The organism is Chitinimonas sp. BJB300, from assembly GCF_002735695.1.
Taxonomy (GTDB): domain Bacteria; phylum Pseudomonadota; class Gammaproteobacteria; order Burkholderiales; family Chitinimonadaceae; genus Chitinimonas.
Genome location: NZ_PDZH01000080.1, coordinates 1 through 21,576, shown reverse-complemented (window position 1 = coordinate 21,576; position 21,576 = coordinate 1). Strand labels below are relative to the sequence as shown.

General features: G+C 54.8%; 16 protein-coding genes. 10 read left to right on the top strand and 6 right to left on the bottom strand.

From position 1 onward, the window contains the following. Positions 1-160: 160 nt before the first annotated feature. The 4 genes from CSQ89_RS14095 to CSQ89_RS14080 form a co-directional block, all read right to left on the bottom strand. Entirely contained in the window at positions 161-1,444 is a 1,284-nt protein-coding gene (locus CSQ89_RS14095) for a sterol desaturase family protein (protein WP_199065534.1), read from the bottom strand. Between the two features lie 80 nt (positions 1,445-1,524). Further along, complete coding sequence (locus CSQ89_RS14090; protein ID WP_158228997.1) at positions 1,525-2,556, bottom strand: AraC family transcriptional regulator; 1,032 nt, start codon at positions 2,554-2,556, stop codon at positions 1,525-1,527. A gap of 168 nt (positions 2,557-2,724) precedes the next feature. Next, positions 2,725-5,514, bottom strand: coding sequence for an IPT/TIG domain-containing protein (locus CSQ89_RS14085; protein ID WP_099406774.1), 2,790 nt, complete (start codon positions 5,512-5,514; stop codon positions 2,725-2,727). A gap of 393 nt (positions 5,515-5,907) precedes the next feature. Further along, positions 5,908-6,522: an arylesterase gene (locus CSQ89_RS14080; protein ID WP_233203168.1), complete on the bottom strand. Its 615-nt coding sequence runs from the start codon at positions 6,520-6,522 to the stop codon at positions 5,908-5,910. Here CSQ89_RS14080 and CSQ89_RS14075 point away from each other — a divergent pair. Beyond that, entirely contained in the window at positions 6,512-7,240 is a 729-nt protein-coding gene (locus CSQ89_RS14075) for an ABC transporter ATP-binding protein (protein WP_099406773.1), read from the top strand. The genes CSQ89_RS14080 and CSQ89_RS14075 overlap by 11 nt on opposite strands. Continuing rightward, positions 7,237-9,702 (top strand): ABC transporter permease, encoded by a 2,466-nt coding sequence (locus CSQ89_RS14070; protein WP_099406772.1) that lies wholly within the window; start codon positions 7,237-7,239, stop codon positions 9,700-9,702. Before CSQ89_RS14075 ends, CSQ89_RS14070 begins: the two co-directional genes overlap by 4 nt. Before the next feature lie 143 nt (positions 9,703-9,845). On the opposite strand, the gene CSQ89_RS14065 is transcribed toward CSQ89_RS14070, so the two are convergent. Beyond that, complete coding sequence (locus CSQ89_RS14065) at positions 9,846-10,424, bottom strand: GNAT family N-acetyltransferase (protein WP_099406771.1); 579 nt, start codon at positions 10,422-10,424, stop codon at positions 9,846-9,848. Positions 10,425-11,416: 992 nt separating this feature from the next. Between CSQ89_RS14065 and CSQ89_RS14055 the strand changes: the two genes are divergently transcribed. Beyond that, positions 11,417-12,445 carry an adenosine deaminase gene (locus CSQ89_RS14055; RefSeq protein WP_099406769.1) on the top strand — a complete coding sequence of 343 codons (1,029 nt, stop codon included), beginning with the start codon at positions 11,417-11,419 and terminating at the stop codon, positions 12,443-12,445. Positions 12,446-12,722: 277 nt separating this feature from the next. On the opposite strand, the gene CSQ89_RS14050 is transcribed toward CSQ89_RS14055, so the two are convergent. Continuing rightward, positions 12,723-12,866, bottom strand: coding sequence for a darcynin family protein (locus tag CSQ89_RS14050; RefSeq protein WP_222103452.1), 144 nt, complete (start codon positions 12,864-12,866; stop codon positions 12,723-12,725). A gap of 369 nt (positions 12,867-13,235) precedes the next feature. Between CSQ89_RS14050 and CSQ89_RS14045 the strand changes: the two genes are divergently transcribed. From CSQ89_RS14045 to CSQ89_RS14015, 7 genes are all read left to right on the top strand, one after another. Beyond that, positions 13,236-15,032, top strand: coding sequence for a hypothetical protein (locus CSQ89_RS14045; protein WP_099406768.1), 1,797 nt, complete (start codon positions 13,236-13,238; stop codon positions 15,030-15,032). Positions 15,033-15,053: 21 nt separating this feature from the next. Continuing rightward, the gene (locus CSQ89_RS14040; RefSeq protein ID WP_099406767.1) at positions 15,054-15,524 is read left to right on the top strand and encodes a TlpA family protein disulfide reductase; all 471 of its coding nucleotides are present in this window, start codon (positions 15,054-15,056) and stop codon (positions 15,522-15,524) included. Beyond that, complete coding sequence (locus CSQ89_RS14035; protein WP_099406766.1) at positions 15,521-15,730, top strand: DUF4266 domain-containing protein; 210 nt, start codon at positions 15,521-15,523, stop codon at positions 15,728-15,730. Before CSQ89_RS14040 ends, CSQ89_RS14035 begins: the two co-directional genes overlap by 4 nt. A 9-nt stretch (positions 15,731-15,739) precedes the next feature. After that, positions 15,740-16,846, top strand: coding sequence for a DUF3570 domain-containing protein (locus CSQ89_RS14030; RefSeq protein WP_099406765.1), 1,107 nt, complete (start codon positions 15,740-15,742; stop codon positions 16,844-16,846). Next, positions 16,846-17,718 (top strand): FAD:protein FMN transferase, encoded by an 873-nt coding sequence (locus tag CSQ89_RS14025; protein ID WP_099406764.1) that lies wholly within the window; start codon positions 16,846-16,848, stop codon positions 17,716-17,718. Before CSQ89_RS14030 ends, CSQ89_RS14025 begins: the two co-directional genes overlap by 1 nt. A gap of 137 nt (positions 17,719-17,855) precedes the next feature. Further along, on the top strand, positions 17,856-20,150 hold the full coding sequence (locus CSQ89_RS14020) for a DUF1566 domain-containing protein (protein WP_143747076.1): 2,295 nt from the start codon (positions 17,856-17,858) through the stop codon (positions 20,148-20,150). Between the two features lie 34 nt (positions 20,151-20,184). Further along, a complete protein-coding gene (locus CSQ89_RS14015) occupies positions 20,185-21,453 on the top strand; it encodes a hypothetical protein (protein ID WP_099406762.1) in 1,269 nt (422 codons plus the stop codon). Positions 21,454-21,576 lie beyond the last annotated feature (123 nt).

Sequence of the window (21,576 nt, the reverse complement as noted above, 5' to 3'; positions counted from 1 at the left end):
ATTTCGATCGCCTGGGAGTTCCAAGACTCGCCTAACCTCAACTTCTCGAACCGCCCGGTGCGGACCCGCATGCCGGGTGGTGTGGCAGGGGTCAGCCAGGTAATCTAGCCGCCCCTATGCCGATTAGGCGGTAGAAGATGATGTTAAATGGTGATGCCGTTCAAGCTGTTTGTGCTGAGCGGGCTTCGGCGGGGCGTGTAATCATTACCAAGACAATGGCACTGACAATGCATAGGGTGAGGACCGCGCCCAGCCAGAATAGTGAAAGCGGGGGGCTGCCTATCCATTGCCCTGTTGCCAGCGTACCCATGGCTACCAACGTTAATCGAGCGTACTCCATCCAGATAAAGGGGCGCCATCCTTCAAGCATGCCGCCAAGTAGCCAGAGCGATCCCACGACAAATACGGCATACAACGCAATATCGACACTGCTCAAGCTTGGTTGAATCGCCAGAAAATGCACCCCCAGTAGAAACAGTACTGAAAATTGTGCCAAGCCATAGGAGGCAAGCCAACGGGGTATGGGTGGATCGTATTTATGGAATTGGGTGATGTCATAGGCAGACTTGGGCGCTTTGGCGATGGCAGCAGCAGGCCGCCAGCCCGGGTGCATCAACCAGACTTTGAGCCGGTCTTTCCAATTATCTGCCAATCGGCAATCGCGCCATAAGTCGGTATACACATGCAAGTTGGCGCGAAGTGGGTTCCAACTCTTCAACTGGCCACGAATGCCGTAGATAATTTCTTCATTAGGCCGTTCGTTTACAAAGCTGCCGAACAGATGGTCCCACAGCATCAGCATGCCGCCATAGTTGCGATCGAGGCAGTAGTCGTTCTGGCCATGGTGAACGCGGTGGTTTGCCGGCGAGGCAAACCATCGGTCGAACCAGCCCAGGCTGCCGATATGTTGCGTGTGAATCCAGTATTGGTAAAGCAGATTGGTCAACCCGACGATTACGAATACCAGCGGCGGAACACCGATGATCGCCATGGGTAGGTAGAACAGCCAGCTGAGCAGAAAACCGGTGCTGGTCTGACGCAGAGCGGTAGTGAGGTTGTATTCCTCGCTGCTGTGATGCACGACATGGGCTGCCCACAGGATATTCACTTCATGCCCCATGCGATGCAGCCAGTAATAGCAGAAATCGTAAAGCAGCAGTGCAAATGCCCATACCCACCAGGCATTGCTGGGCAGGTCGAACAATGCGAGGTGGTGAAAGGCCAGGCTATAGATACCGATGCTGACTACCTTGGTGAAAAGCTCCACCACCTGGCTCATTACGCCCAGGCCAATGCTGGAAACGGTATCGGTTTGTGTATAGGTATTGGCATGCCGCCGCCAGCCGACCCATAGCTCAAGCAGAATCAGGATAATAAATATGGGAGCGGCGTAAACGATGGGATTCAGCATGGTGCGAACAAGAACATAGAGTAATGGCTCCATGGTACTCGGCTGACAATCGGATAGCTTGTTGCAGCGCGCCAAGTTGCTTGTTCTGTTGCGTCAGGCTTTGGATTTGGACTTCAGCTGAATGGCGTTTGGCGTAGGTGATATTCTTGTGGTGAGCAACCGTACCAGTCACGGAAAGCATGGCTAAAGGAGCTTTGTTCGGCAAAGCCCAGCAGTAAGGCGACATCAACCAAGTTCAGATTGGGCTCGCGTAGATATCTTTCAGCCAAATCACGCCGTAGACCCTCCATCAGGTACGTAAAGCTACAACCTTCTTCTGAGAGCCTACGTTGCAAGGTACGTGCCGAGATATTAAGTCGCATTGCCACGGACGACAGCTGGGCCTCTCTCAGGGGCAGGAGTTCGCTAAGCAGCATGCGCACGCGTTGTTGCAACGATAAACCGGCGAATGCCCGGTCGAGCTGGGCTTCCGCCTCCTTAAGCATGGCGAGATGCAAATGAGGATCGGCATCGCGCACCCGCAGATCAAGCAGGGCAGAAGAAAAAATCACGCTGTTGGCCGGCATGTTGAACACAACCGGGCAGCCAAATAATTCAGTGTAAGGGGTGGTGTCGACAGGTTGACGGTGCCGGAACTCTACCCGCAGGGGTGCGGCGTCACTGCCGCATATCCAACGCCCGAAGCTGACCCAGCCTGCTAATACGGCATCGTCCAAGCCAATGCAGCTGGGCACGCTGGCTGGTAATGCTGCCTCCCCAAGCCGTGTTTCGTTGCCACTTTTTTCTATGACTGTTTCACCAGTCCCGGTATCAAATACCAAACGCCCAAAACGTGGAATCAAATCTATGGCGTCACGTAGCGTGGCGCAGGTCATGGTGGCGTAACCCAGGCCGCTATAGCTGGCCGGCCTGACTGCTTGGCCAAACGCCAAGCCGATATGCGGTTTGCCGGTCAGCTTTGCTGCGGCGTCAAATAATTGGATGAGTGCTGGTATGGGTAGTCTGGTCAGTGGGTCAGCCAAATCTGTTTCCCTTAGGTCTCCAGCCGTTTGCAATAGTGTTGATCGATCTACGCCCAACCGGCTTGCTACTTCTAGCAGGGTCAGTACATAGGCAACGCTGGTGGTACCGGAGGGTTGGGGCATACGACAGCAAGGATGGGAGGATGGGGGATTATATCGAGCCCATCCTGCATTCCATGTATTGGCTTGAGGTGATGCTTCCATTGAGAAAGTGCGCAATACAAAAAAGGACAGCCCAATGGACTGCCCCTTTTTTAATTTGCGGCAACGCGTAAAACTGAAACGGCTGTTTTAGCGCTTTGCTTTAATCTGGCGTGGATTAAGGCCATCGCTTAGGGTGATGAGCCATTCGCCACCGCTGCTCAAACGGCTGACATCAACGTCGGCTTGCCCGCCCTGAAGCTGAATGCCCAACAAGGTCTTTTCACTGCCCTGGTGAACGAGGGTCAGATAACGGAAGCGGCTGTCATCCCATTTAAGTTGCAGCTTGCCGCCGTTTTCATGCCAGGTCAGCTTCAACCCAACTTTATTTCCCACAACTTGTGCGGCAGTGCGAGGCTTGGTTGGTGTCAGTACCTTTCCTGCCTTCAATACTTCGATGCTCACCACATCAGAAGCCGGCTTGGCGAGTTTCAAGTTGAAGTGCGATAGCGAGTCACCGGCATCTGCCACCTCAATTGGATTGAAGTTGGTCAGCAGCTGACTGCCATCTTTTAGGTACACCTTGAGCTGATAGCTGCCTGTGTACTGCTCTGGTGAGCCGGTACTGCCACCAACGGGCTGTAGCGTTGCGCCATTGGCGTCGATCTGCCCAGAAATTTCCAGCAGTTCTACCGGGTTCGAAAAACCTCGCACAGGTGCAGTAACAGGATACTGCCAACTTTCTAGACGCTCTTGGATTTTTGAGTAGGAATAGTCGGAGAACCAATTGCCGCTACAGTAGCTCATGACATCTTTTTTATCCGTAGGAGGAATGATGCTGTCAGCTACGTTGTCGTAAATTGCGGTGGTCCCCAGGCTACCGTCGGAATAGGGAAAGTTACGATCTGGGTCACCTGCGCCACCACATGGGGCATGTGGGCGACCGAAATTGTGGCCAAGCTCATGAACCATCGTGGATAGATCAGGATCTTTGCGAGCATCTAGGCCAATTGATGAACGTCCGCTACCGTCGCCATTGCCTTGGGGTACGTAACCCAAACCCGCCGTTCCGCCATTGAAGTTGGGATCAGGAACCAAACCATAATAGTGTTTTTGATTGGCTTCTGTGTTACGTAGCTGGTTAAGTTCCGCTAACGCGTCGCCCCACTTTTTGGAGCTTAATACCTCTTTGCCATCTTCGATTATTTTGTCGTTCCTAACATAGTCAACTGTCGTTAGGAAGTAAGGAGCACGCTGTTCCACAAAAATATTGGTTTCTGCAATGGGCAGCTGCTTACCAAGCAATGTACGTACAGCGGCCAAATCATGCATTTGTGCGGTTTGGTTGCCTTCTCTAATAGTAAAGGGGACCAACAACAACCGTAGGTTGGTTGGCTTACCTACGACTGGGCGTGTGTTTAGGCTAGCCCCGTTGGTTGTTTGCTTTGTTGGGTCGACCTCAACTTGCAGGTTCAGATTTTCACGTATCCAGCTAGCAGGTAGCTTGACATTGAACGTCTGGTCCAATGCGCTGGCCTGCGGTACAGCAGAGAGTTTGGTTGGTCCTGTCAGTTGCACTGTACCCAATACAGTACTTCCCGCACTGGCGATGACTTGTACTGCCGGACTCGCCATACCCTCTTTGCCGGCGACATAAACACGAAGCAATGCAGCTTTGCCTGGTACCAGGCGCTGGTATCTATCACCTGGGGCTTGCAAATAAGTTTGCGCCACTTCTACGCGGGTAATGGAAACAGTAGGTTTGCCTGGTGTTGGCACGGTGGTGTCGGTGAGGACGCCGACCTTTACATTGGGCTGGTATTTGCTGTGTAGTACAACTTCTCCTCCCCCCACGGGCAGGACGAAACGAATTGAATCGTTGTCTTGCAGTAGTATGGTCACCGGGACTTTGTTGACGGTGACGCCGGTGACTTCTTTCAAATTACTGCCCGTAACAGTAATCAGGTCGCCGGCTTTACCCGACCGGGGTTGAATATCTTTGACGACGACTTCCGGCGCAATGGTGAAGTTGACGGAGGTTTTGTGCTTCTGGCCATTAGCATGAGTTAGCTCAACGACGCCTGTAGTTGCACCAACCGGTACGGTGACTGTCAAGCGTGTAGCGCTGATGGCTGTTGGCTTTACTGTCGTAGCGCTACCAACGGGACTGAAAGCGACTTCAGCGATCTCGTCAAGGTTGTTGCCCTCGATATCAACGATACTACCTACAAAACCAGCGGTAGGATTGAAACTTGTTACTGTAGGGGCTATGTCAACCGTCAAGGGGGTGGCAATGGTGAATATTGAATTGGTGCCATAGCTCAAACTCAAAGTACCAGACCGGTCTTTGTCCGTAATCTGGAAAACAAGGCTGTCGGCATTTTTCTTCAGCACCGTTACCGCTTGGCCATTCAATAGCACATCTTTAACCGTATCAAGATTGCTACCAGAGATAGTGACAATGTGGCCAACTTTCGCCGTTAGCGGGTCGATTTTGGTAACGATAGGTGCACCTAGAATGGTAACCGTTTGATCCGACTGAATTACAGCGCCAGTAGCATGTAGTTGTACAGGCCCTGACTTGGCTCCCGCCGGTATCTCGACTGTAAGCTGTGTGTTGGAAACCAAGGAAAATTTGACTTCAGCGCCACCCACCAAGATGTGATTGACAGTCTGCATCTCCACACCTTCGATGGTTAGCTTACCGCCTACCTCGACATCAAGTGGTTTGATGGAATGAATGGTAAGGATTGATGCTGGGGGGGCGGGGGTAGTCGGTATCGGGGTGGTGGGCGTCGGTGTGGTAGGTGTTGGGTTGGTCGTCGTGGGAGGAGTGGTCGACGTCGAACTATCATTTCCGCCACCGCCGCCACCGCAGGCGGTTAAGCTCAATAGCAGACATATCAGCAGGGGATTACGCGCTTGAAGCAAGGAATACATTATAAATCCAAAGGGTTGATTGCTATTGTCGTGGCGTTTTCGAAAGGCCGCGAGAATAACAAATACCTTTGTCATCTTGCAATGCGTATGTCATCAATGAAACGTATTGCATTGATAAGCGTATTTAATAAATATTTATTAAAAACAAAAAGTTAGTAATTTCTAAATGGTTGAATATAGAGGGTGAGTTAGGGAATACCTACCCAAAAGGGACTGAATCTTGGGCAGAAAGTATTGAAACCCTACTTGCGCTTAAATTGACGTTATCCGTCACTATTGGCCGCATCTTGTATGGGCGTGTCTTGCGACCTTTTGGCCGTAACTAGGCCAAATCAGGGTCAGGACGCTTATACAGAAAGTGGGTAATTTGTTGTGAGTAGCGTCGTTGTAGCGTCAGCTGGGTACTTGTAGCTGTTGAAGCGCCGGCCAGATGTTATCAAGTAATTGAGGTTGCGCAGCGGGTATGGGATGGAGCTGATCTGCTTGAAAAAGGGCTGGCTTGTCGGCGATGCCTTCCAGCAGGAAGGGGGGCGGCGGCAGTTTGTATTGGCGTGCCAATTCGCCATACATGGCTGCGAACTTTGTGGTGTAAGGGCCCCCAAAGTTGGGGGGTAGCTGGACGCCGATGAGTGCAACACGGGCGCCGATTGCTTGGCTTTGCTCGATCATGGCGGCGAGGTTTTTACGTGCGGCATCGACCGGTAGGCCACGCAAGCCATCGTTCGCGCCGAGTTCCAGCAGTACTATGGTGGGCTTATGTTGCTTGAGCGTGGCGCCCAGCCGGGTCAGGCCGCCCGCCGTGGTTTCACCTGACTGGCTGGCATTGACGACGCGCCAGTTGTTGCCCAGCCTGTTTTGCAACAAGTTGGGCCATGCTTGGCGCAGTGTCATGCCATAGCCGGCCGATAGGCTGTCGCCAAATACTAATAATGTTTTGCTTTCAGCTGCCAGGGCAGCCGGGCTGAACAATCCAACCACTACACTCAAGAATAAAACGATGCGAGCCACGCCGGATTTCCTTATAGAAGGTTCTAGTACTGATCAGTTACCGATTCTGCTGGCACAAGGGCTAGGCAAGCAAGTGGGCTTTGGTCACGAAACCTTGACGATTCTTGAACAAGTCAATTTCAGTTTAGTTGCCGGTAGCAGCCTTGCGATAGTGGGTGCTTCGGGTTCGGGTAAATCCACCTTGCTGGGGTTGCTTGCTGGTCTGGATACGCCATCACAGGGGCAGGTTAGTTTGCTTGGGCAGTCTTTGAATACATTGGATGAAGATGGCCGCGCCCGACTACGTGCGGCGCATGTCGGTTTTGTATTCCAGAGTTTTCAACTGTTGCCATCATTGTCGGCGCTCGACAATGTGGCATTGCCGCTGGAATTGAATGGCCGCAAGGATGCCCAACGAGAGGCGGCCGCTTTGCTCGAAAGAGTGGGGTTGGGGGAACGCATTCATCATCGGCCCAAGGAGTTGTCAGGCGGCGAGCAGCAGCGCGTGGCGTTGGCAAGGGCTTTTGTCACCCGTCCCAAACTGTTGTTTGCAGATGAGCCAACGGGCAATCTGGATACCCAGACGGGTGAAAGAATCATCGACCTGTTGTTTAGCTTGAATGTGGAAGTGGGTACAACGCTGGTGCTGGTAACCCACGATGAAAGATTGGCAGCGCGTTGCGGGAGCCGCTTGCGGCTGGCTGGCGGTAAGGTTATCGAGCGGGAGCTGTTGCCATGAGCGGTTGGGGGCTGGCTTGGCGCTGGTTTAAACGTGACTTGGCTGCGGGTGAACTGACGGTGATGGCCGTGGCGCTGGTAGTGGCGATTGCCGCGATGAGTAGCGTCGGTTTTTTTACTGATCGAGTACGCCAAGCCTTGCAAACCGAGGCAAACCAGCTATTAGCGGCTGACTTGGTGCTCAATGGCGACCAGCCTATTGCGGATGCCTTGCGGAAGGAAGCTGATCGCCGCGGCTTGCAACGGGCCGCAACCGCTACCTTTCCGAGCATGGCCCAAACGCACATCGGGGCACAGTTGATCACAGCCAAGGCTGTATCCAGTACTTATCCTTTGCGTGGTGACCTTCGTGTTTGGCGTGGGGAACATGAAGTCGTGGTGAATGATCCACCCAAGCCCGGCACGGCGTGGGCTGATCGAAGACTCTTTGATGCATTGGGTCTGAAGCAGGGCGACCAGTTGATGCTGGGCAGCAAAACCCTGCAACTTACTGCTGTCTTGGCGCGAGAGCCTGATGGCGCGATGGACCTGTATAACTTTATTCCCCGATTGATGTTCAATGAGGCAGACCTGCCGGCGACGGGCCTGATTCAACCGGGTAGTCGGGTGCGTTATCGCTTGTTATTGGCAGGCGCGCCGGAGGCAGTTTCGCTGATGCGTGACTGGCTTGTGCCGCAAATCAAGCGCGGCCAGCGACTGGAAAACGTGCGCGAGGCTCGGCCAGAGATCAATGCTTCGTTGAATCGGTCCGAACGTTTTCTGCGCTTGTCCGCTTTGGTCAGCGTATTCATGGCTGCTGCCGCTATTGCGTTGGCTGCCCGGCGCTATGTCGAGCGCCATCTGGATGCCGTTGCGTTGTTACGCACCTTGGGGCGGAGTCAGCGCGACATCATCGGCCTGTTCATGCGGCAGTATGCCTTGTTGGCGTTGGGCTCGGTGGTGGTGGGGATTCTATTTGGCTGGTTGGTCCAGTTTGCGTTGGCGGCGACACTGGCGGGTTTGTTTGGCGCCAAGCTGCCTGCGGCTGGTCCGCTGCCAGCTTTGGCCGGCGGGGGTGTCGGCCTGACATTGCTGCTGGGCTTCTGCCTGCCGCCGCTTTTGCGTTTGCGTGGCGTATCGCCCCTTAGAGTGTTGCGACGTGATGCTACCCCCCCGGGTAATGCGCCATTTGTCATGCTGTTGGGCGTCGCCAGTCTGGCGGGCCTGATTGCCTGGCAGGCGGGTGATGCAATGTTGGCTGGCGTTGCGTTGGGAGGGTTTGCTGGCACAGTAGGGTTGGCCGCTATGGCAGCGTGGGGCTTGGTTTGGTTGTCACCCAGGTTGCCTTTACCTGCCAATGTCGGTTGGCGTTTTGGATTGGCGAATGTAGCGCGCCGGCGTGGGCTTAGTGTGGCGCAGATTGTTGCGTTGTCGCTGGGAATGATGGCCCTGATGTTGTTGACGGTGGTTCGGAATGATCTTTTGACTGCCTGGGATCGATCTATTCCACCGGATGCGCCAAACCGATTCGCCATCAATATCCAACCCGATCAACGTACGGCGATTTCAACCAGCTTTCGGGAGGCCGGGTTGTCGCCACCGACATTCGAACCCATGGTGCGTGCCCGCTTGAATGCGATTGCGGGTAAGCCGGTTCGGCCTGAAACCTACAAGGACGAACAGCAACGGCGTCAGGTCGAACGTGAGTTCAACCTGTCCTGGGGCGAAGATCTGCGTCCGGATAATCGAATCACGGCTGGTAAGCCGCTTGATGACAGCCAGCCAGGTTGGTCGCTGGAGGAGGGGATGGCCAAACGCCTGGAAGTAAAGGTGGGGGAAACGCTGGCGTTTGATATTGCAGGGACTTTGTTTATCGCACCGGTTGTGAATATACGTAAGGTCGATTGGGATTCGTTTCGGGTCAATTTCTTTGTCGTTGGCAGCCGTGTGATGCTGGAGAACCAGCCAGCCAGTTACATCAGCAGCTTCCATCTGCCCGCTGACAAATCAGGGTTCAGCACCGCGTTGGCGCGCCAGTTTACAAACCTGACCGTGATTGATGTGTCGGCGATCCTGGCAGAAGTGCGCAGCGTATTGGACCGCGTATTGGCTGCTATCGAAGTGGTTTTTGCTTTCAGCCTGTTGGCTGGAGGCGCGGTGCTATATGCCGCGACGCTGGCTACCCACGATGAGCGCAAACATGAAGCCGCGATACTGCGGACGCTGGGCGCGAGCAGGAAAATGGTAAAACAGGCAGCGAGTGCTGAACTGCTGCTGGTCGGCGGATTGGCGGGGTTTCTGGCGGCAATTGCTGCACTGATTATTGGCCTCGTGGCATCGATACAGCTGTTCGATATGCCTGCTTCTATCAGTTGGTGGCTACTGCCCGTGGGAGTGCTCCTAGGCGCCATGGCCGCGCGATTGGCAGCTTCACCCTTGCTGAATCGCCTGTTGAATACGCCCCCATTGCGTGCATTGCGTTGAAAAATACAGGTGGGATGACGGTCGAAAATAAATTATCGGAACTTTTTTTTGACCTTGCGCTCAATGGATAGGAGAATAAGCAACTTCTTATTGATATCCAGGGGAGGATCCTCCCCTGGATAATGCCAGCCGGACTGCGCTGATTAGCTTGTGAACGTGGCGGGAGTGTTGGCAGTGGTGTGATGTGTTTTACGTGAGTGACGTGGCTGGCGGTGCAGGTCGAAGTGGATTTCCTGCAGGCCGGTGGCATCTATAAGGTTGCCTCTGCGCTGGAAGCCATGTTTGTGCATGACTTGCTGCGAAGCAAGGTTTTGAGGGTAGACGGTGGCGACAATGCGTTGGAGTGAACTATGGGTCCAAGCCCATTCAACCATGGCATTCAGTATTTCTGTGGCATACCCTTTACCCCAGCTTGAGGGTGAAAAGACGAAAAGGATCTCTGCCTCGTCGTGGGCTTGTGCGTGTTGGCTGTGAATCAAGCCAGCCCACCCAATGATGGCGTCGCTGTTTCGTTCTACCACCGCATGAATGCCAAAGCCCCAGCGGTCGATATCAACATTGACTTGGTTGATGCGGTCTGCGGTTTCTTTACGGTTTAGCGTGCGCCCATCATCTACCCACCGTACGACCAGTGGGTTGCTGGTTAAGGTGTGAAACGCATCGAGATTTTTGTCGTTCCAGCGTTGTAGGCATAGGCGTTGTGTCTTGATGTAATGCAGCATTGAGGTCTCTTCGTGATTGCGCTGGCCGTGCTTGCGGTTGCTGTTTGGCTATGCTTTGCCCGGTACGGATACAAATGGCGCTTTTTAAGCGCTCTTGGGTGGCTTGAAATGTTGAGGAAGTACGATGGTTTGTCGTATTGATGACAAATTGGGATCGCTTCTTAGATAGCGGGTGCAAGGCGCAACGGCGTTGGTTTTTTAGAAACTGTCCTTAGGTGGGGGAGCCGAGGCGCATGAGCCTTGCACCGCCATTGTTAATGGGTGCAGCAGCTTGTAAGAACCCGCTCAAAGTCTGTCGCTGACGACCCGGAGTGTGGCCAAGCGCAGCGCATAAATCGGAATGTATTTTTTGGACATGAGGATTTTTTGAGCTGTGCATGCGCGCCACTTGTGGGCACGCAGTAAGGCATATGAACTGGTTCTAAGCTGTCTTTTGGTGTTCTTTTTGATTTAGTTGAATACCGCCACTTGAATGTGGATTTTTCTAATATACGTATGCGGCTAGCGTTTTACCTTGCGAATAAATGGCCTGGCAAGCCTTTGTGCGCTTGAATGGCGTGCGTAGGCAGACCCACGCGATAATAAACCCGGGTTAAGGTACGAAAGGAATCTACTTCGTATATGTGTTAAGACATTGATTATTTTAGATTTAAATATGAAAAACGGCCAGCTATCGCTGGCCGTTTGCATTGGTGCTAGCCGCCTACAGTTTTGTGAAGAATCGTTCCATTGCTTCATAGGTATCGAAGCGATTTTCTTGGTTGGCAGACCCATGGCCTTTGGTCTGCTCGACGTGTTGACCCCGTGTTTTTCAGTGTCTGTATGCGGCGATACTAACGCAAGGGTACTTGCCCAGGGTGGCATCAATAGTAGCGCTGAGATCTTATCGGCATGAAATACTGGCCATCTTGTTGCTCATTTAGGCAAGGCGTCACAACAGCCGGCTTGTCCCCTTACAATGGTGCCCTACCTACTCACTTGTGTTTTCCTTTATGGCCGCTAATAACCCTGTTCTTGATTTCGCACTAAGTTGCCCGAAGGCTGAATTACACATGCATATTGAAGGCTCGCTTGAGCCTGAGCTGGCATTTGCCTTGGCCCGGCGTAATGGCATCGCGTTTCCGTATGCTGATACCGAAGCACTGCGTGCAGCCTACAACTTTGGTGATCTGCAGTCCTTTCTCGACCTTTACTATGCTTGCGCCGATGTGCTGCGGACCGAGGCAGACTTTCGCGACTTGATGCTGGCTTATCTTGTTCGCGCCCATGCTGACGGTATTGTCCATACCGAGATTTTCTTCGACCCGCAAACCCATACCGCACGTGGCATTGCGTTCGAAACTGTATTGAATGGCCTGGAAGCTGGCGCGGCAGAGGGGTTGGCTCGATTTGGCATCAGCAGTGAGCTGATCGTCTGCTTTTTACGCCATTTGAGTGAGGAGGATGGTTTTGCCACTTTGGCGCAGGTTGAACCATTTATTGACCGCATCCACGGTTTTGGCTTGGATTCAAGCGAGCAGGGACACCCACCCGCCAAGTTTGAGCGGCTGTTTGCCCGATGCCGAGCACTGGGTAGACCTGTGGTGGCACATGCAGGAGAAGAAGGGCCGCCTGCTTATATATATGAAGCATTGGATTTGCTCAAAGTCAGCCGTATCGACCATGGAGTACGTGCCAGCGAGGACCCTGCGCTGATGCAAAGGCTGGCACAGGAGCAGATGCCACTTACTGTTTGCCCATTGTCGAATGTCAGGCTGTGTGTATTCGAGCAGATGGAATTACACACGCTGCCCAAGTTGATTGAAGCGGGGGTGAAAGTCACATTGAACAGTGACGACCCAGCCTATTTTGGTGGCTACCTCGGCGATAATATCCGTGCGGTGCAAGCTGCTTTTAACTGGGATGCGCAAACCTGGTACAAGCTGGCGCGTAATAGCCTGGAAGCGAGCTTTGCATCGGCAGCGAAGAAGTCGGACTGGATTGCTCGGCTGGATGCGCAATTTGCATTGGTGCCGGTTTAATGATCAGTTGAATACAACAGATAGCGTATGTCGTCTGCTTTATTGCATTCATTAAAATGGCGCGTTTGAGACGCGCCATTCTGTGGGTGTTTAATTTGGCATTTCTGCGCTTAAGAATCTGTTTACGATCTATTGCGAGCAGCTGTCAGCAGGGTGAAGCGCAGCGCAGAAACCGGAATGTACTTTTGTACATGAGGCTGCGAACTTCTTGGTGCGAAGCACCGTAGCAGTTCGGCGTCCTCCTTGCGGGGGCTTTCGAGCAGCACATGAACCCTGATCACGGCTGCGCAGCAAGATCGTAAACAGGTTCTAAGGCGGCTTCGGCATAGTTGGTGGCATAGGCATTTTCCACGCCCGGCAGCATCTCGACGATGCTGAAGTAGCGATCCCAGAACGGCGTTTCACGTAGCGCCTCTACCACCAATTCGTATGATACTCACATTTGCTGTGCTACTTACGACACGCCCAGTTACTTAACCAGCGGGTATTACGTGGTGATTGTCTCCTTAGCGAGTCAACTATTTGATCCATTCCCAGTTCTACTTGTTGAATGTAAATAAAACTAGTTATCATTTAGAAATGTACTACAGTGCGCTGTGCCTTGCTTGGCGTGCTCTTCAGGTTTTCCCGTTTAGCAACCAAAGCAAATGATGGCGCTTCGCCCGTGCCGTAAGCGGTGCGATTGCTTGGCGGCTACGCGAAATATTCACCACAGCTGGATATCGGGTGTGTATTGATTTGTGACCTGTGGTTAAACATTTCTTCTCTTTGATTTCAAAGATTTATTCCCATGCGCGTAAAACTTTTGGTGGTGTCGGTTGTTGTGGCTTTGGGTGCGACAGCGTGTGGCGGTGATGACAGCGGTAGTGGCGTAGGCACCACTGCTGGCACAGTCTCGCAGCAATATCTAGACCGCTTGTGTATCGATACCAATCAGAACTTGGCTTGTGACGATGGCGAGCTGAGTCGCGATATAGCCGCTGGGGTCGCCGTGCGCGAGGCGTCGCTTACTCCATTACCCGGACAGCGTTTGGTGTTGGAGCGACTGGGACAGCATGATGGCAGCCGCAGCGCAGTATGGATGTCGGAATTGGGTGATAGCCAAGTCAACGGCTTGTCGACGTTGTTGGCTGTCGCCGTTGCAAGTGGTCAAGCTGAAGACGCACAGTCCGCCCGTATGCTATTGATGCAACGGCTGGGTAAGCTGGATGACACGCTAGCCGATTCGCTGACCAAAACCTACCTGCGCTACCAGCAGCAATATGGCAGCAGCGCCTTGGTGCTGGGGGGTATCTCCCAGCGGATGCTGGAACAGCGTGTTGCCAGCCCAGTGGTCACCACGGCGCATCTTGTTCCGCTTGCCGCTCCATTGCAGGAACAGCCGTGGTTGGCAAGCACTCAGGATGACACCGCCGAAGTGATGGTGGCGGCCACGGACGTAACGGTGCTGGGGAATGCGGGGCGCAACCGCTTGTTCGTATTGCGGCCAAACAACCGTGTCAGCGAAATTGAATTCGAGAACAACCCGCTGGCAGAGGGCGACAGTCTACCGAATGCCAATGTAAGCCCGGTGCCTCAAGCTCAACCCATTGTCCGTGCGATGCGGGTAGATGTTGTGTCTGCTGCAAGCGGCGGTGGGGGTGGAGGTGGGGGTACACGCCCACCGCGCCCAGTACCGCCTACCGTACCGCCCACAACAGGGGGTGGTGATAATGGCAGCGGGGTGCCACCGGTGGTGGATACCAAGCCTAAGAACAAACTGACGCAGCTTACTTTGCGTGCAGACGGCAAGGCTGCCTTTGTCTTATTCACAGGGGTGACTGGCAAGGCCGTTAGCCAATCCGGCTGTGGAAATTTCCCGCAGAACACCGGTGTTTTCCGCGTTGATATTTCTGATCAGGGCAAGGCCAATGTGGTCCAACCCCTTTATAGCCTGCCAGCTTGTACGCATTCGGGCTTTACCCTGCTTGCGGCCGATCAGGCTGGTCAATATGTCGTGGCGTTGAGCGAGCCAGACCAGGAGCTTTATCTGTTTGATGGCAGCGATATGTGCCTGCAACGTCGCATCAAGGTTGATTGGGTGCCACAGCAGATAGCGGTATCGCCGGGTGGCCGTTATATCGCGCTGGGACGTGAAGGTACTTTGGCCTTGTTCGAGTTGAGCACAGGTAATCGTGTGGCGGAGATAACCGGCGGGTGGTCCGCTCTCAGCGGTATGCGCTTTGCAGGTGCGAATCGCTTGGTTATCGCCAGTGGCAGCACGGTGCATGTGTTGAATCTGAATAACCCTGCTAAGCCGCTGGCCAGCAAGGTCCTGCCGCAGTCGGCAGAGATTCGAGCGCTGGATATCGCCAGCGATGGCCAGACCATGGCGCTGGCGTTGGCCGATAACCGCGTTCGCCTGCTTGAACTCAACAGTGGCCAGTTGCTGAAAGAACAGGTTACTCGTGGCAAGGCCGACATGGTGGCCTTGCAGCCAACACGATTGATGTATGGCAGCCGCCAGATTCGCGATAAAGACAAGGTGCTCGACAACACGTTCGGCACGGTGCCACTGGCCTATTCCTTTCCTCAGCCTCAATTCTGACCTGCAAAGAGCCCAGCAATCATGAAATCACTCATATTCGCTCTCACGCTACTGGCGGGTTTGCCCGCCTATGCATTCAAGGCTGGCGACCCGGTGGATGCGGTCTCATTGGCCAAGCTTGATATTGATGGCGGCAAGGTGGTCGTGCTCGACTTCTTTGCTGAATGGTGTGGTTCTTGCCGTAAGGAGATCCCGCTGATTTCCACCCTCAATACCCGTACCGACCCAAGTAAGGTCGAAGTCGTCGGGGTGGATGTGAATGAATCAGCCACGGCAGCTGATGCCTTCCAAAATGAGTTGCGCGCCAAGAATGCGCTGAATTTCCGTGTGGTGAATGACCCGAAGCAGGAGTTGGTCGCCAAGTTCCGTCCACTGGGCTTCCCTGCGTTGTATGTCATCAAGGACGGCAAGGTGGCAAGCATGCATATCGGCGCAGTGGCGGATATCGACAAGGTGATCGAGCGCGAACTCAAAGCGCTGGGGGCCTTATGAAACCTGGCGTAGCCGTATTGCTGGTATTGGGGCTATCAGCCTGCCAGTCCGTCATGCCTTGGCAGAAAGCCGCCCTCGCGCAAGACACCATGAAGCCGGCCGGCCCGGTAGCAGCGCTTTCCAAGCTTGATCTGCACGTCTACACCTCCAAGGAAGCCGTTAAAGGCGGCACGGGTATTGGTGGCGGCGGCTGCGGGTGTAACTGATTCAATCCCATGCATAAACCTACTCTGATGCTGGCTTTGGCCGGTGGCATGGCGCTGAGCGCCGGCGCTGTGAATGCCGAAGACAAACTGTCTGTGCAAACCATGCGGTACCGTGAAGACGACCAACGCATGGATATTGATTACATCACCTTCGGTTTAGAGAAGGATTTCGGCACCGACTATTCGCTCAAGCTTGATTATGGCTATGACGCGATCTCAGGCGCGACGCCAGTCTGGAAGCCACACCCCACCCAAGTAGGCGAGTTTGTCGAAAGCCGGCAGACCCTGGCCAAGGAAATTCGCCGCGCGGCCTCGGGCGCGCTGACGCTGAGGGATAAAGCACGCAACGAATATACCGTCGGTGGGGCGTATTCCGACGAGCTTGATTTCAAAAGTGCTGAGATATCCGCCGCGGTGATATTTTGGCATGACGAGCTGCACAATCGCTCGTACAACGCCGGTATTGGTGTGCAAGACAATACCGCCATCGCTACCCCCTTTACCAACAATGCGCGCGATGCTGATAGCCGGGCCTATAACGTGCAGCTGGGCGTCACCGAAGTGCTGGATGCCACCAGCACGCTGGAAGCAACCTTGTTTGGTGGGCGCGAAAGCGGTTATCTGTCCAACCACTATTTGAAGATAGTGCGGCTGCAGGACGATGGCAGCAAGTTGCTGGTGGGTGATTCCCGCCCAGACCGCCGCAATAGCGCGGGCTTTACTTTGCGCTGGATTCGGGCATGGCAGCCTACCTTCACCAGCAATCTTTGGTATCGCTACTACCACGACAGTTGGGGTATCAATGCTCACACTGTTGAGTCCAAGCTGTATTGGGATGCGACAGCCTGGTTGCGGGTCAACCCGGTATACCGTTGGCAGTGGCAGGACAGGGCCAACTTCTACCGGGCCTATAACGGCCAGCCGAATATGTTTGCCACGACAGGGTATGGGTCCAACGATGCGCGGCTGGGCCGGTTCACGGTGCAAACCGCCCAATTGAATCTCGAATTCCGTCCTCTCAAACAGCACAGCATCAATGTGGGTTATAGCCATTACTGGCAAAGCAATGGTTTTGCGGCTGATTGGATTACCGCCGGCTATATCTGGAAGTTTTGATGCCAGCCTACGTTCACCGCTTCACCGCGATGACTACCCAGTGCGAACTCAGCATCTACACGCCGGCTGCAGCCGGTTGGCAGATGTTGTGTGAGGCGGTGGCGGCGCAGGTATTGGCGTTGGCGCAAAAGTACAACTACTACGCGGCTGATTCGTGGCTGACCCGCGCTATCAACCAGCGGCGGGAAGCGGCAGTCCGGTTGGATGCTGAAACCGCGCAGGTGCTTGCGCTGGTACGTGAGCATGCCGGGCGTGTAGGCGGGGTGTTTGATATTTGCCACGGCACGATTGCGGACTACCTGCGTGAAGCCCTGTCGCTGGCTGAAGTGGCGGATATCCGCAGCCGTTATGCTCCCTACATGGGTTTGGCGAGCTGGTCGCTGGAGGGCGATTGGCTCGTGCTGCCACACAGTGAAACCCGCCTTGATCTGGGTGGGGTCATCAAAGAACACGCTGTCGATGTCGCCGCCAAGCTGCTGCGAGAGGCTGGCGTTGATTCGGCCTTGGTCAACTTTGGTGGTGATCTGCAGGTGATAGGCACCAAGCCTGGCGGTGAGCGCTTTATTGCTGCGGTATCGCACCCGCAGCAACCCAGCGACATGATGTTCGCACTCGACCTGCAAGACCAGGCGCTGACCACGTCGGCCCACTATGCCCGATCACGCGAATTGGCGGGCCGGATACTTTCCCATATTCCAGCGGCAGACACAACGGCAGGCAACGCCTTACTAAGCGCCAGCGTGGTATCGCCCAGCGCATTGCTCAGCGGCATCTATAGCACTTCGCTGCTGATCGAGCCCACGTTGGTGCTGCCCGAGAACACGTTTGCCGTAACGATAGATCGCAATCTGCAGCTCAAGTCTTCGCTTTAAGCCTACCCATGTGCAGCCAGCTTTGTGCCGCGCAAGACATTACATAACACGGAGAACTTTCAGTTAAACGCTATGGGGCAATCATATAAAAACGGCCTGTCTGTCGCTGCCTTGGTCGGCATGTTGGTATCGGGTGGTTGTGGGGGAGGGGGGGCGAGTCGGAGAGTGGCAGCACTGTATCGGGTAATACGCCCAATACGGGTGTTGTAGTCCCCACAGTAGCCACGGTGCCCGACAGCCGTCAGCTGACTGCCGCCGGCATGCCTGTCAGCAGCGCCCTCTATAACGATGGCCGGGGGGTGTGGACCAACTATCAAGTAGCACTGGCAACCCCCACGGCGGCGTCTGGCGCGCGGGGTTTGCAGGAGGTGATGCAAAGTGGCAAAGCCGTTGGCAGCGCCGAGATTCGCGATAACGTCCTCTACTTCTATCCACAGCCGGGTTTTAGCGGTGAAACCGCTGTGCGCTACAGCGTGGATGTGCGTAACCACCCGCAATACGGTAGCGCTACGTTGCAGGGCCAAGTGGTGCTGAGTGTTGTGGCTGGGGCTGATGGAAATTTCGTCAAGCTCGATGCTGCGGGTGCACCGTTGGCCAACCAGGGCGCAAAGTTCGAAAGCCAAGCTTGGCCCTGTGTGTTTGATGCGGCCAACCAAGCGGTGTGGAGTGTGGGCAGCAAAGATGCCAACCACCCGCTGTATATGAAAAATCGCTTCAGCTGGGGCAACGGCAACTATGTGATTGCCGAAAGCGAACAGCAGACCTGTAACGACAAGAACGGCGAGTGCGATACCGACACGTTGATTGGCAAGATCAACACCCAGAAGCTATGCGGCTACAGCGACTGGCGTTTGCCTACCTACAACGAGCTACGCAGCCTGCTGCGCCAGGATCGGTACAACGAAGGCAGCAAGACGCCAGCAATCGATACCGATATCTTCCCTGACACCGTGTGGACCACTACCGACACACCGGAGTTTGAAGCGCAGACCTACGCCTACTATTGGTCGGGCACTACGGCGCCTTCCAACGACAAGCTGGCCAACAGCTTTGACGATGGCGTCGAGCGAGGCGTATTCCCCGTCAAGAACGCGATGATGCAAGCCTATGGCAGGGGCTATTTCACCCTGTCGGCCGATCGCTACCGCGACCATGCCTATAAGGGTGCTATGCAATTCGTCCGCTTGATTCGTGGCGGCTTGCCTGTGCGGGAAGATGCACCGGTTTACAAGCCGGCACTGGAAAGCGATGCCGACACGTTGCGTGCCCAATTCACCACGGCAGCCAACGGTGTACTCGATGTCCTGCAAAACGATGCAGCCGCCGACAGCACCGTGAAGGCCGACAACGTCGCCTACCGGTGCATTGAGGACAAACGCTATGCCGACCGGCCAAGCACTGTTTGGCTGACGACCGACTCGCAAGCACTGTTCAATATGGCCGAAGCACGCAACTTCGCTACCCGCCTCAATGCCGAAAAAGCTTGTGGCCTCAGCAACTGGCGCTTGCCGTCGTACAACGAACTCGCCATGACGGCAGTACAGCAATATGGCACGCGCATGATGAAGCCGGCCTGGCAGGATGTGTTCGACGACCTCGGCAGCGAACGCCGTTTCTGGAGCGCCAGCGCCGCCAATGCTTATCGCCACTGGCGCGGCATCGACTTGCGCGATGCCCACGCCCTGGAGTACCAATCCTTCATGGCCAACGACAAGTTGCGCGCCCGTTTCATCTCGGTGGCGGATGGTGTTGTGCCGACAGTAGTGCAAGCGGGCAGTGCGGTGCCAAAGCCGGAAGAAGTGGCCCGGAAGGACAGCCTCGCGTTTCGCCGCCTGAAAGCCGACGGTGTGGCCGAAGTGGCGTCCAGTCAGCGTTTCGATCAAGGCAATTGGGACTGTGTGGAAGACCTGCGCTACAACAAGCGCGCTTTCTGGCTGATGCGTAAGCGTGGCAATGTCGAGAGTGTACTGAACCGCAATGAGCGGTTTACCTGGGACGACAGCGGCAAGGCCAATTGCTCGTTGCAGGACGGTTGTACGGTGACCAGCGCGATCAAGGCGATCAACGCAAGCAAGGTTTGCGGCCGCAGCAACTGGCGTCTGCCAACCTTGGCCGAGTTGCTGACGCTGACCGTGGAAGCCAAGGTACTGCCATCGGGCCAGACCGACATGTACACCACCTACCTGACCACCGCCTACTACAAGACCTTCGCCGACCTGGATGTATCGGACCACGATGGCGAACGCTTCTGGAGCGCTACGTACAAGTGCAGCAGCCATCCCAATTTCGCGTCGGATATCGACAACAGCTGTCGCGAGGAATGGAGCCCCAACAAGGAGATCTGGACTGTGCAATTCAATCACACCTTGTCCAACCCGTTCCCCGCCAGCCGTAGCGAAGCGCTGAGCCTGCGCCTGATTGCCGACCGTTAACCGACAGCGACCTATCCACATGAACAGAAAAATCATGCAAAACAAGCCAACTTTGTTGGCGTCGCTGATAGGCAGCAGCCTGATGTTAGGGGGCTGTATGGGCGGTGGCGACAATGACGCTGTACCCTTGCCGGGCAATACTTCCAGCCCTGCACCGTCTGCCGAGCAAACCTATAGCGGCATGGTGATTGATGACTACATCGAAGGTGCCACCGTATGCCTCGACCTTAACCGCAATGGCGTCTGCGATAAGCAGGAACCTCAAGCGATAACCGACAAGACGGGACGCTACAGCTTTTCGGTGCGTGGTGTGGCCGATGTCGCCCGAGATACGCCACTGGTGGCGGAAATTCCGAGCGGCGCAGTGGATAAAACCCTGGGTAAGGTGGGTACGCCCTATGCCTTAAGCCGAGCTGACAGTATCGACAATGCGGTGATTTCACCGTTTACCACCTTGGTGCATGCCACCATGCAAGCTGAGAAGCTCGATAAGGCGGCAGCCACTACCAGGGTTGCGACTGCTTTGGGTTTACCGGTTGAATTGATTGGGGCGGATTTTGTTGCGCTCCAACACACCAAAGCCCGTAACCAGGCCATGCTGTTGGCTGGGTTATTGGGCGAACAAGCCAAGGCGATTAAGGTGGAGGCTGCCCCGGCGCAACGTCTATGGGCGCAATTGCAGCAGGGGCCGTTGCGCCAGCAACTGCAAAACATCGACAGCCAAGGGTTGCTTGATGCGACAAGTCTACAAGCCAAGTTGCAGCAGCTGATTACGCTAGGGATGGGGAGTAACGGCGGCAGTCAGCCTGACCCGGTGAACCCCGACCCGGGCAATAACGGCGTGACGACGTCGCAGCCCGAAGACCCGCTTGCCGCCTACAGAAACAACCGTTTCCGCAAGATTGCCGGTAATGGTGATGTACTGCCGGCTGAGACCTTGTTCGATAACAAGGACACCCAAGACAATGTTCTGCCAGCCACCCAACAATGGCGTTGTATCCAGGACATGCGTGAAGGCAGTGGCCAGGGTGCGTTTTGGTTACGCCTGAGTTTTCAAGAAGACACTACCTTGCTGGGCGGTAAGCAGCTCAGCCTGCGTGAGAACCTGCGCCAAGACCAACTACCCGCTTTCATTGCCAAAGCGAACACTGAAAAGTGGTGTGGACGGAGTGACTGGCGTTTGCCCAGCCTGGCGCAGCTGAAGGGTTTGAACGAAACCAGCTTTCGCTATCACGGCAAGGAGTGGCAGACCACGCTTGACCTGTATGTATTTGAAGACCAACAGCGCTTGGTTACGATCTGATGTTACGCAGTAGCTGCGAGAAGCAGCTGTAACTGATCATAAGCCGCGCGGGAGGCGTTGATCAGTAACTTGCGGCAAAGTGCGAATGGGTTCTTCTGCGTCTTGATGCTCAGGCATTCAAGT

Coding starts and splice junctions, on each gene's coding strand:
- CSQ89_RS14030 (WP_099406765.1), top strand. CDS start 15,740: ATGCATAAACCTACTCTGATGCTGGCTTTGGCCGGTGGCATGGCGCTG.
- CSQ89_RS14095 (WP_199065534.1), bottom strand. CDS start 1,444: ATGGAGCCATTACTCTATGTTCTTGTTCGCACCATGCTGAATCCCATC.
- CSQ89_RS14065 (WP_099406771.1), bottom strand. CDS start 10,424: ATGCTGCATTACATCAAGACACAACGCCTATGCCTACAACGCTGGAAC.
- CSQ89_RS14015 (WP_099406762.1), top strand. CDS start 20,185: ATGCAAAACAAGCCAACTTTGTTGGCGTCGCTGATAGGCAGCAGCCTG.
- CSQ89_RS14045 (WP_099406768.1), top strand. CDS start 13,236: ATGCGCGTAAAACTTTTGGTGGTGTCGGTTGTTGTGGCTTTGGGTGCG.
- CSQ89_RS14025 (WP_099406764.1), top strand. CDS start 16,846: ATGCCAGCCTACGTTCACCGCTTCACCGCGATGACTACCCAGTGCGAA.
- CSQ89_RS14035 (WP_099406766.1), top strand. CDS start 15,521: ATGAAACCTGGCGTAGCCGTATTGCTGGTATTGGGGCTATCAGCCTGC.
- CSQ89_RS14055 (WP_099406769.1), top strand. CDS start 11,417: ATGGCCGCTAATAACCCTGTTCTTGATTTCGCACTAAGTTGCCCGAAG.
- CSQ89_RS14085 (WP_099406774.1), bottom strand. CDS start 5,514: ATGTATTCCTTGCTTCAAGCGCGTAATCCCCTGCTGATATGTCTGCTA.
- CSQ89_RS14040 (WP_099406767.1), top strand. CDS start 15,054: ATGAAATCACTCATATTCGCTCTCACGCTACTGGCGGGTTTGCCCGCC.
- CSQ89_RS14075 (WP_099406773.1), top strand. CDS start 6,512: ATGCGAGCCACGCCGGATTTCCTTATAGAAGGTTCTAGTACTGATCAG.
- CSQ89_RS14070 (WP_099406772.1), top strand. CDS start 7,237: ATGAGCGGTTGGGGGCTGGCTTGGCGCTGGTTTAAACGTGACTTGGCT.
- CSQ89_RS14090 (WP_158228997.1), bottom strand. CDS start 2,556: ATGCCCCAACCCTCCGGTACCACCAGCGTTGCCTATGTACTGACCCTG.